We start from the raw sequence: 10,834 nt of genomic DNA on the forward strand, positions 1-10,834 counted from the left end.
GGGGCGTTCACTCATCCGGATGGCGCAACCCATCGGGGTCTCTTTACGTGTACTTCTTCAGGTGTATGATGTGCGGTCCTTCGTCTCAGCTGTCACAGCTGGTAACTCTCCGCGACTTTGTGGATGAAATCCCGTGACTGTTCGGCGTTCAGTGCCTGAGCACGCAGGTGTTCGTACATCACTGCATAACTCTGGACGTCGTTCGGCTTCTCCAGGTAGAGGTCGCTGGTGACCCCCTCCAGATAGACCACACTGGCATCCATTGCGTCCTGGAACTCCAGGATGGCGAATTTGCCGTACATGCCGGGGTGCGCCCCGACGGCATAGGGCAGAACCTGGAGAGTGACGTGCGGCATCTCGCTCAACTGAGCCAGGTGTTCGAGCTGGTCATGCATGATCTGCCGGCTCCCGACCACACGGCGGAGCAGGGCCTCGTCGATCACTGCCCAGAAGCGGAGCGGGTTGATGGGATCGGTGAGGCGGTCTTGACGCTTCAGACGAATCTGGATGCGCTTGTCGACCTCGCTCGCAGTGGCTTCCGGCCACATCCCCTCGATGACTGCCTGCGCGTAGTCACGCGTCTGCAGCAGGCCCGGGACGATGAGCGACTCATAGACGCGGAGGCTCGCCGCGTCCGTCTCCAAGCCGATGTAGACGCTGTACGGGATGTCGCCGAAGGCGTGCCACCAGCCTTGCTGGCGCGAATCCTTGGCCATTTGCATCAGGGAGTCGACGACCCGCTGGTCCTCGACCTCGTACACGCCGCACAGGTCGCGGACGTCGCGCTGGCTGATGCTGCGGCGGCCGTTCTCCAGACGGCTGATCTTCGACTGGGAGACGAGCAACCGCTCGGCGACCTCTTCGGCCGTCATGCCCTTGAGCTCGCGGAGCCGGCGCAACTCCTGGCCCAGCCGGCGTCGCCGGACGGTGGGATTGACATTGGACGCCACGGGACGTGCACCTCCGGCTGCGTGCCTCTGCTTTGCGTATCTGCCGGTGAGCAGATTGCCACCAAGGTGCTTCCTACCGCTGGGAAACAGCGGATATGCGGCGACCGCAGGGAATCGGCCCGTCTCGGCCGGAAGGCGACCGCGTGCCTGTGCCGGGGTGCGTCCGGTGGGGCGCATGCGGCCGCGCGGGGCGGTGAGGCCGTGACGTCGTCCGGACGTACGGTCTCATCGCCCCGCGCGGGCCGGCGGCTCCCGAACCGGTCTCGGGACGGCTGCGCATGCCGGTTTCCGCATCGGCCGCACGCCGGACCCACCGGTGCGGCCGGTGTCCCCACCGTGCTCCTGAGGCCGTGCTCCGGAGACGGTGGGACTGCGGATCAGTGGGCCACGACGCGTGCCATGGAGCCGTGGCGCGGCTGCATCGGAACTCCGCGGGCGGGTTCCGCCGCGGACCTGGCCGGTCGGCCGGGTGAGGCGGGACCGCGGCGGGGCTGTGCCGCGGCACCGTTCTGGACGTCCATCACGGCGTGCGCCACGAGGCCGCCCATGGGGTCGTGCCTGATCAGGTCCCGCAGCCGGGAGCGGGACGATCGTCCCTCGTTGCCCGGGTACAGGTGCTTGCCGAGACCGACCGCGTGGGCCAGTGCGGCGAGGGCCGCGGTCCGCGGGTCCGGCGGAACGCCGGTGCGGATCGCGGAGTCCAGCCGGGCCCTGATCTCCCGGCTGATGGCCGTGTCCGTCGCCTGGTAGCGAGTCGTCGGCAGCACCCCGCACATCTGGCCGGGCACGGCCTGGACCATGCCGCACCGCTCCAGATGTGAAAGGTAGGTCTGGCGGAGCCCGAGACGGGGCCCGCCGATCCAGTGGACGGCCCGTACGGGAGCGCCACGCCTGCGCAGCAACTCCAACGCGCTGTCCAGAGTCGGATCTCCAGTCGGCCGTGGGACCACCACGGCGATACGATCCCCGTCTGGGGCTATCCGTCCGGCCAGCGCCAGCTCCACTAGCTGTGCTCCGGCCAGACCGAGGTCGAGCGACTGCGGCTGCGCAGTGGTACCCGTTGTCGGGTCCAGTGCCAGCAGCAGAAGCTCTTCCGGAATTGTTCTGCGGCTCCTGCCCATCCATGCCTCCCCGCGTGGATGAATGACAGGGTGACCCCTCTCACATTGGTCTGTCGAGGGTGCGTGACCGGAACGTAGTGGAACCGGTAGGTATGTCGTTCTCGTCTAGCGCAGGGGTCAATCCCTCACACAGGACACTGGTACATGGTTCGGACAGCAGTGTCCGGCGGCGGTTCACGGTTCGGCAAGGCGCGCGAGCGAGTGCGTGGCGCAAGGAGGAGGCATCGGTGGCGGGCGAGTCCCCCGACAGGTCGAAGCAGCACGAGTCGCCGGTGGAACCGGCGTCGGGGAGCGGGGCTCCGGTTCCGGAACCGGCCACGGCCGCCCGTGACCCCCGTCTCGAGCTGGCCGGCGAGAAGACGCGGGCCGACAGGGCGACGGCGGTGTTCTCCACGCGCGCGCTGAGGGAGGCCCAGGGGGCCGCCCGTTCGGCCGCGGGTGCGGCCGGGGCGGGCGGCGTCGCGCTGGATGACGCCGAGCGCGCCGAGGACGCCGCCGAGGATGTCGCAGCCGAGGGCGCCGCCGAGGATGTCGCAGCCGAGGGCGCGGAAGCCGGCTCGGGCTCCGGCTCCGAGGCGTCTGCGGCGGACGGCGCTTCGGGGGAGTCGCAGCCGGACGGCGAGCAGGAGGCGGCTTCCGGGGAGGCCGAGGGCGAGGTCGACTCCGAAGCCGAAGCCGAAGCCGAGGGCGAAGGCGAGGGTGAGGGTGAAGGCGAGCGCCCGGCTTTTGAGGCCGCTCCCGAGGACGAGCCCGCGGCGGAAGAGGAGCCGGAGGACGAGCCCGAGGGTGAGCCCACGGAGGAGCCCGAGGGCGAGCCCCGGAGGGAGGCGGACGCCTCCGGGGCCGAGGGTGCCCCCAAGCCCCCTGTCGACCAGCCCACCGCTGTCTTCAAAGCCGTACGCCCGCCCGCCGTGGATCAGCCCACGACCATGCTCAAGCTCGGCGACGCCGCACCGCCGAACAAGGCGCGCGAGACGGGCAAGGCGGATGAAAAAGATAAAGCGGACGTAGTCCCGGGCAAGGACGAGGCTGCCGACGCGCCCGGCGGCAGGCGTCCCGGTGCGCCCGCCGCCGACCAGCCCACGACCATGCTCAAGCTGGGCGCCGCCAAACCGTCGGACAAACCCTCGGACAAGACGCCTGGCAAACCCTCGGACAAGACGCCCGGCAAACCCTCGGACAAGACGCCCGGCACGACGGACGGCAGGCCCGCCCCCGCGTGGGCCAAGGCATCCGCACCGGCCGAGGCGAAGCCCGGTGGCCCGGCCTCCGGCGCGAAGTCCCCGCGGAAGCCGGACGCCGAGCCCCCGGCCGAGTCCGGCTCCGAGCGCACCAGCAGGTTCGTCGCGTTGAAGCCGCTGGACGAGCCGGCCGAGCCGAAGCCGAAGTCCCAGGCCGGCCCCGCCGAGGCGACCACCGCACTGCCCAGGGTCGGTCCCGAGCGCACCACCCAGCAGCCGCTGCCGCCGAAGCCGCCGCTGGATCTGCTCGCCGAACTGACGAACACCCCGCCGCCCCCGGCGACCCCGGTCCGCACTCTGGTGCGGCGGATCAAGATCTGGACACCGCTCGTCGTGCTGTTGCTGATCGTCTTTGCGATCGTGCAGGCGGTACGCCCGCTGCCGGCTCCGACTCTCGCGCTGACGGCCAAGGACGACTACGCCTTCGACGGCAGCGGGGTCTCGCTGCCGTGGCCGGACGAGGGCCAGGGCTGGATAGACGTCAACGGCGTCGGCACGATGGGGAACTTCGGCAAGCAGGCCCCCGTCGCCATCGGGTCCGTCGCCAAGGCCATGACGGCGTACATCGTTCTGCGGGACCACCCCTTCAAGACCGGCCAGGAGGGCGCGAAGATCACCGTCGACGCCACCGCGGAGAAGGAGGGCGGCTACGACAAGGACGGCGAGTCCACGCTCAACACCGTCAAGGAAAACGACACGCTCACCGAGAAGCAGGCCCTGTCGGCCATCATGATCCCGTCGGCGAACAACATCGCGCGGCTGCTGGCGCGTTGGGACGCCGGTTCCGAGGCGGCGTTCGTCAAGAAGATGAACGACACCGCCAAGAGCCTCGGGATGACGGGGACCACGTACACCGACCCCTCCGGCCTGAAGGAGACCACGGTCTCCACCGCCGAGGACCAGGTGAAGCTGGGCAACGAGCTGGTGAAGATCCCGGCCCTGATGGAGATCACCAAGCTGCCCAGCTGGAAGGACCCCTCCGGCCAGAAGTGGCAGAACTACAACCGCCTCGTCCCGTACAACGGCGCGATCGGCATCAAGACCGGAACCACCACGGCGGCCGGCGGCAACCTCCTCTTCGCCGCCACCAAGCAGGTCGGCGGCGAGAGCGTCACCGTCGTCGGTGCGATCCTCGGCCAGCACAAGGCGCCGATCATCGACACCGTCAACGCGGCCAGCAAGACCGCGATGCTCGCCGCGCGGGACGCGATGACCTCGGCGAAGATCCTCAAGAAGGGCGCCGTCGTCGGATACGTCGACGACGGTCTCGGCGGCCGCACTCCGGTCGTCGTCGCCGAGGACGTCACCGTCGTCGGCTGGGCCGGGCTCCGGGTGAAGCTCTCCTTCGCCGCCGACGACGTGCCGCACACCGCGAAGGCCGGCACCAGGGTCGGCACGCTCACCGTCGGTGACGGCGGCGGCGCGGCGGTCCGGGTCCCGGTCGCCCTGCAGAAGGACCTCACCGAGCCGGGCTACGGAGCGAAGTTCACCCGACTGGGCTGAACCACCAGCCGCGAAGTCCGGTGCCACGTGGCGCACTCCGCCGGCGGAGCCCCCACCCGGGGGCCCGCCGGCGGAGTGCGTGCTAGCGTCGCGAGACCGGGGCAGGCCGTGAGCCGCGGAGCCCGGCCCGGGAGCCGCCCGGAAAGGACCCCGGTGAACCGCTGACGGACCTCTTGCGGAGGGCCGGACACGGGGCGAGAACGGAAGACACGGGGCGAGAACACGATCGGGACACGGGGAGTGCCTTCAGGTGGCCACAGCGGAGCCGACACACGCCGACGACGCCGATCCGGGCCGTCGCTCGGGCCCGCGAATACCGCCGCGCGTGCCCGTCGGCGCGACGCCGCGGCCGTCCGCCGCGCCCCCCGGTGAAGGTGCCGGGCCCCCGGCCGGCGACACCGCGGTGGCACCCCGTTCGCGTGCCCTGCTCACCCGGCTGAGGTCGTCGCGTGGCGCGGCACTCGCCCGCCGCCATCCCGTCCTGTCCGTCACGGCCCTGGCCGGGGCGCTGCACCTCATCTGGTTCTTCACGTTCGCGAACAGTGGCGGTGACCTCGCGGCGCAGGACGCCTGGGCGGAGTTCGTGGGACGGCACCCGGACTCGGCGTACAACCTCGCCTGGTACGGGGGCATGCACCCGGTGTCGTACAGCGTGGTGTCGCCGTATCTGATGTCGGTCCTCGGCGTCCGTACGACGATGATGATCGCGGGGACGGTCGCGGCGGGCCTGCTGACACTGACACTCATCCGCAGCCGCTCGGTGCGCGAGCCGTGGGGTCCGGCCCTGGCCGGGGTGTTCGCGCTGCTGTGCAACGCGATCTCGGGGCGGGTGACGTTCGGACTGGGCACGATGTTCGCGCTGGGTGCGACGGCGGTCGTGTTCTGCTGGCCGTACCGCTGGCGCTACAAGCGCTGGGCGAAGGCGCTGTGCGCCGCGTCGCTGGCCGGGGTGGCGACGGCCGCGTCCCCGGTGGCGGGCCTGTTCGTCGGCCTGGTCGCGGTGGCGCTGTTCCTGCAGAAGCGCCGGCCGGGCGCCTGGGCGCTGGGCCTCGCGCCGTCCCTGGTGGTCGCGCTGTCGGCCTGGCTGTTCCCGTTCTCCGGTACGCAGCCGATGACGTGGGCGTCGGTGATCCTGCCCTTCCTGTACGCGGTGCTGGTCTTCGTGCTGGTCCCGAAGGCGTGGAAGACGGTGCGGACCACGGCGGCGGTGTACGGGCTGTCCGTGCTCCTGGTCTGGCTGATCAGCTCGCAGATCGGCACGAACATCTCCCGGCTGCCGATGCTGTTCGCGGGGGTGGTGCTGGTGGCCGCCCTGCCGTTCGCGGTGCCGCGCAGCCGGCGGTGGTACGCGACCGTGATCGCGATCGCGGGCTTCACCGGCTGGATCGGCTTCAAGACGGTCGACGACATCGTCCACACGACGCCGGCGGCGTCCTGGGCGCGCGAACTGGCGCCGCTGGTGAACCAGCTCCAGGTGGTGGGCGCGGAGAGGGGCCGGGTGGAGGTGGTCCCGGCCCGGTCGCACCGTGAGGCGTCGGCGCTGTCCCCGTACGTCAACCTGGCGCGCGGCTGGAACCGTCAGGCCGACATGGAGCGCAACCCGCTCTTCTACGACGACACGCTCAACTCCGCGAACTACCACATGTGGCTGCAGCGCTGGGCGGTGCACTACGTGGTGCTGCCCAAGGACGAGCCGGACGGGAACGGCGGCGAGCGTGAACGCGAACTCGTCCAGCGCGGCATGCCGTATCTCCGGCAGATCTGGGGCGACGCGAACTGGCAGCTGTTCGCGGTGACCGACCCCACGCCGCTGGCGGATCCCCCGGCGATCGTCGACCGGGCGGAGCAGGGCGAGCTGACGATCGAGGTGAAGAAGGCGGGCCGCGTCCTCATCCGCGTCCCGTACTCGCCGTGGCTGGGCCTGGTCGACGCGCAGGGCAAGGGGGTCAAGCCGCCGCAGGAGACGACGGAGTCGAAGCACCGCGCCAAGGGCCCGAAGACCTTCGACAACGTCAACGGCTGCCTCATGGAGACCCCCGAGGACACCTCGGGCGACAAGTGGACGGAACTGCTGGCGCCGCGGGCGGGCGTCTACCGCCTGGGAGCGCCGTACCAGCTGCCGCGGGGCACGCCCTGCCCGGAGGAACTGCGGTGAGGCGGCGGCGAGGGGGACGCCCCCTCGCCGCTTTCTCACGTCACTTCACCGGAAAGGCCACGTCGCACACCGGGTCCTGGGGGCCCGCCGCGTCCCAGTCCGCGAAGTACACCTCGCGGCACGGCCCGGCCTGCTCCAGCCCCTGTTCCGCGACCCACGCCTCCACTGCCTCGAAGGCGGCCAGGATCTGCGGATGCGCCACCTGCGCCTTCGCGATCCGCGTGTACGCGAGCCGCCGCGCCGGCTCCACCCGCACCCGGCTCTCGCCCGCGCGCCCCCGGCCCCGCGCCCACGCCTGTGCCGCCGCCGCGTCGGCCACCGGAACGCATGCCTCCGCCGGACCGTCGCTCTCCTGCGACACCTCCGCGTGGTAGACGACGAACGGCGCCCCGGTCACCCCGCCGCACCCCTTCGCCGCCTCCTCCAGCCGGCCCAGCGACGCGGTGATCCAGGCCGGCAGCTCGTCCGCCAGCGTGTGCCGTGTCTCGGTCATCAGCACCTGCTCCGGCACGTCCACCGTCTCGACCACGAACTTCCCGTACATCTCGGAACTCCTCCCCGACAGCCGTCCACGGAGGTAGTCGGCGAGGGTCCGTTGTGCGGCGATCCGCTCCTCGACCCCGGCCCAGTAGCCGGCGAGGAGCGCGGACGCCCGTACGCCGTCCGACTCGCCCGCCTCCACCACCTCGGCGATCCGCGAGAGCGGCATGTCGAGCCGGCGCAACAGGGCCACCGTCCGGGCCCGTCCGACCTGGTCGGCGCGGTAATAGCGGTATCCGCTCGCCTCGTCGACGTGCGCGGGCGCCAGCAGCCCCAGCCGGTCGTACAGCCGCAGCGCCTTCGGCGACAGCCGCGACCGGGCGGCGAACGCGCCGATGGTGAGCAGATCGTCGTTCACCCTGCCATCCTCCGTCGCCGGGCGCCTTCCGCCCGGCGACGGGAACGCTGCCGTCTGCCCCAGGGGCAAGGTCAATCAGGTGCGCCGGACCGCCGCGCCGGGAGCGCGCCCGCGGCGGTCCTCAGGGCCTCGGGCCTCGGGTCCCGGGGACCGGGGGAACCGGGGCCGGGGGACCGGGGGAATTGGGACCGGGGGCCGGGGTACCGGGGAACCTCAGCCGAGGGCCTTCTCCACTGCCTCCAGGACCTGTGCCGTCTCCGGCTCCGTCTGCGGCGAGAAGCGGGCGACGATCCGGCCGTCCCTCCCGATCAGGAACTTCTCGAAGTTCCAGCGGATGTCCCCGCTGTACCCGTCGCCGTCCGGGAAGCCGACGAGGCGCTCGTACAGGGCGTGCCGGTCCTCCCCGTTCACCTCGGTCTTCTCGGTCATCGGGAAGGTCACCCCGTACGTCGCCGAGCAGAACTCCGCGATCTCCTCGGCGCTGCCGGGCTCCTGCCCGAGGAACTGGTTGCAGGGCACCCCGAGCACGGTGAACCCCCGCGGCCCGAACCGCTCCTGCAGCCGCTCCAGATCCGCGTACTGCGGCGTCAGCCCGCACTTGGAGGCCACGTTCACCACGAGGACGGCCCGGCCCGCGTACTGGGAAAGGTTCGCGGAACCGCCCTGCAAGGCGCCGATCTCCACATCGAGGACCGAGCCCGCGCTGTTGTCCGTAGTCGTCATGGAGCGGATGCTAACCCGCCGCGACAGCCGCGGCGCCCCCGGCGCATGACGGACCATGACGGCCCGTCAGCCGGGCTGTGCCGTCACCAGTACCTCACCGGCCGCCGTACGGGAGTACAGCACCGACCGCCCCGCCCGCCGGCGTTCCACCAGCCGTGCCTCCAGCAGCACTTTCAGATGTCGCCCCACCGAGCCGAGCCCCTGCCCCGTCACGGCGACCAAGTGGCTCGTGCTCATAGGAGAGTCGAGCAGGACGAGAACCCGCGCCCGCGCCGGCCCGAGCAGCACGCCGAGACTCGTCGGCACCGCCGTCTCCGGACCGTGGGCCAGCGCGCCCGCGCACGGATAGACGACCGCGTACCGGTCGGGTTCCTCCCAGGACACCCACCCGGTCTGCGGGGTGACGGGAACGAAGACCAGTTCGGCCCCGGAGATCTCCCGCGGCGGGTACTCGTGCAGGTTGACCTGGAGCCGGTTCCCGCCGAGCCAGCGCGTCCGGCCCGGCCGCAGGGTGTCCAGCGCGGCCGCCCAGCCGCCCCGGCCGAGCTGCGCCGTCCGGGCGACCACATCGGCCTCCAGAACGCGCCGCCGCCGGTCCCAGCACGGCGACACGGCCTCCGTCCACACGTAGGTCAACAGGTCCGCCGCGCGTGCGGGCAGGTCGTCGCGGTCGAGCCGCGCGGGCAGCGGGCCGCGCAGCGACACGGTGAGGTGGGCGCGGGCCCCGGCGGGGCAGGCCGCGCGGACCCGCTCCACGCCCTCCTCGAAGCTCTCCTCGTCCCCCGGGGCGGGGGTGAGGAAGTCGGCGATCCACTCCCGGCCGAGCCCGCTGCGCACGAGCAGCGCGGTGACCGGGTCGGCGGCCAGTCGCCGGCGGTAGCCGGGCAGGTGGGCGCCGAGCCATGCACGCTCCCCGGGATGCGAGGCGGCGCCGGCGTGCAGCAGCATCAGGCTCGCGAAGACCTCGGCGAGCGGCGACAGGACGAAACGGCTCCCGGCGAGGGTGTCGGCGTTGACGTACCACAGCCCCACGGCGCAGCCCCCGCCTGTTGTTTCGCGTGTACGCGAAACACTAACGGCCGCCCTCGGCGCCCGTTCAGACTCCGCGCATGCGCAGCTACTCCGACCTCTTCCGCACCCGCGAGTTCACCCCGCTCTTCCTGTCCACCGCGCTCCAGACGGCCGCCTCGACGCTCGGCGGCCCGGCCCTCGGCACGCTGGTGTACCGGGACACCGGCTCGCCCCTGCTCTCGGCGGTGAGCATGTTCGGCCCGCAGCTGGCACAGGTCGTGGGCGCGACCACGCTGCTGTCGGCGTCGGACCGGCTGCCGCCGCGCGCAACGATGGCGGGCATCGCGTGCGCGTTCGCGGCCGGTACCGCGGCGATGGCCGCGCCCGGCCTGCCGGTCGGGGCGGTCTTCGCGCTGCTGCCGCTCCTCGGCCTGGTCCAGTCGCTCGGCGGCGGGGTCCGCTGGGGCCTGCTGAACGAGATCCTGCCCGAGGACGGCTATCTGCTGGGCCGTTCGGTCTTCAACATGATGAGCGGCCTCATGCAGATCACCGGGTACGCGACCGGCGGCGTCCTGATCGCGGTCCTGTCCCCGCGCGCGACCCTGCTGACGGCGGCGGCGCTGTACCTGGTGGGGGCCGTCGGCACCCGATGCGGACTGAGCCGCCGTCCACCCCGGGCCCTTGGCCGTCCGTCCGTCGCGCGGACGTGGCGCACCAACGCGCTGCTGTGGTCGTCACCGCCGCGCCGGACCACATACCTCCTGCTGTGGATCCCGAACGGCCTGGTGGTCGGCTGCGAGTCGCTGTACGTCTCCTACGCGCCCGACCGCGCCGGCGCGCTGTTCGCGTGCGCCGCGTTCGGCATGTTCGTCGGGGACATCACGACCGGCCGTCTGCTTCCGCCTGCCCTGCGCCGCCGCCTCGGCATCCCGTTCCTGCTGCTCCTGGCGGCCCCCTACCTGGCGTTCGTCCTGCACCCCACCGTGCCCGTGGCGGCCGCCTGCGCGGCACTGGCCTCCGTCGGGTTCAGTGCGAGCCTCATCCAGCAGGAACGTCTGATGTCCCTGACGCCTCGGGAACTGAGCGGCCACGCCCTCGGACTGCACTCGGCGGGCATGCTCACCCTGCAGGGCGTGAGCGCGGCACTGGCCGGGGCCGTGGCCCAACTCACCTCGCCGGCAACGGCGATGACGGTGATGGCGGCGGGGTCGCTGGCGGTGACGCTGTCGCTG

Annotated in this window: 8 protein-coding genes; 3 read left to right on the forward strand and 5 right to left on the reverse strand. The window is 71.8% G+C overall.

What is annotated here, in order from left to right; genetic code table 11:
- Positions 1-92 precede the first annotated feature (92 nt).
- Together ACFSL4_RS22365 and ACFSL4_RS22370 are read right to left on the reverse strand one after the other, a co-directional pair.
- Positions 93-950 (reverse strand): helix-turn-helix domain-containing protein, encoded by an 858-nt coding sequence (locus ACFSL4_RS22365; RefSeq protein ID WP_381085711.1) that lies wholly within the window; start codon positions 948-950, stop codon positions 93-95.
- Between the two features lie 377 nt (positions 951-1,327).
- Complete coding sequence (locus tag ACFSL4_RS22370; protein WP_381085714.1) at positions 1,328-2,071, reverse strand: GOLPH3/VPS74 family protein; 744 nt, start codon at positions 2,069-2,071, stop codon at positions 1,328-1,330.
- Positions 2,072-2,298: 227 nt separating this feature from the next.
- On the opposite strand from ACFSL4_RS22370, the gene ACFSL4_RS22375 reads away from it, so the two are divergent.
- On the forward strand, positions 2,299-4,815 hold the full coding sequence (locus tag ACFSL4_RS22375; RefSeq protein ID WP_381085717.1) for a D-alanyl-D-alanine carboxypeptidase: 2,517 nt from the start codon (positions 2,299-2,301) through the stop codon (positions 4,813-4,815).
- A gap of 250 nt (positions 4,816-5,065) precedes the next feature.
- Positions 5,066-6,970 carry an MFS transporter gene (locus ACFSL4_RS22380; RefSeq protein WP_381085720.1) on the forward strand — a complete coding sequence of 635 codons (1,905 nt, stop codon included), beginning with the start codon at positions 5,066-5,068 and terminating at the stop codon, positions 6,968-6,970.
- Between the two features lie 40 nt (positions 6,971-7,010).
- Here ACFSL4_RS22380 and ACFSL4_RS22385 read toward each other — a convergent pair whose 3' ends face one another.
- The 3 genes from ACFSL4_RS22385 to ACFSL4_RS22395 form a co-directional block, all read right to left on the reverse strand.
- Positions 7,011-7,868, reverse strand: a complete 858-nt coding sequence (locus tag ACFSL4_RS22385; RefSeq protein WP_381085722.1) for a MerR family transcriptional regulator — start codon at positions 7,866-7,868, stop codon at positions 7,011-7,013.
- A 213-nt stretch (positions 7,869-8,081) separates the two neighbouring features.
- The gene (locus tag ACFSL4_RS22390; protein ID WP_381085725.1) at positions 8,082-8,591 is read right to left on the reverse strand and encodes a glutathione peroxidase; all 510 of its coding nucleotides are present in this window, start codon (positions 8,589-8,591) and stop codon (positions 8,082-8,084) included.
- Positions 8,592-8,657: 66 nt separating this feature from the next.
- Positions 8,658-9,623 (reverse strand): ArsR/SmtB family transcription factor, encoded by a 966-nt coding sequence (locus tag ACFSL4_RS22395; RefSeq protein WP_381085727.1) that lies wholly within the window; start codon positions 9,621-9,623, stop codon positions 8,658-8,660.
- A 77-nt stretch (positions 9,624-9,700) separates the two neighbouring features.
- Here ACFSL4_RS22395 and ACFSL4_RS22400 point away from each other — a divergent pair.
- The coding region (locus ACFSL4_RS22400) for an MFS transporter (RefSeq protein WP_381085730.1) at positions 9,701-10,834 on the forward strand (1,134 nt) is incomplete at its 3' end.

It is taken from the genome of Streptomyces caeni, assembly GCF_042678285.1.
Classification (GTDB): Bacteria; Actinomycetota; Actinomycetes; order Streptomycetales; family Streptomycetaceae; genus Streptomyces; species Streptomyces caeni.

Bases quoted from the DNA above. Each gene is read 5' to 3' on its own strand.
- ACFSL4_RS22370 (WP_381085714.1), bottom strand. From the start codon at position 2,071: ATGGGCAGGAGCCGCAGAACAATTCCGGAAGAGCTTCTGCTGCTGGCA.
- ACFSL4_RS22390 (WP_381085725.1), bottom strand. From the start codon at position 8,591: ATGACGACTACGGACAACAGCGCGGGCTCGGTCCTCGATGTGGAGATC.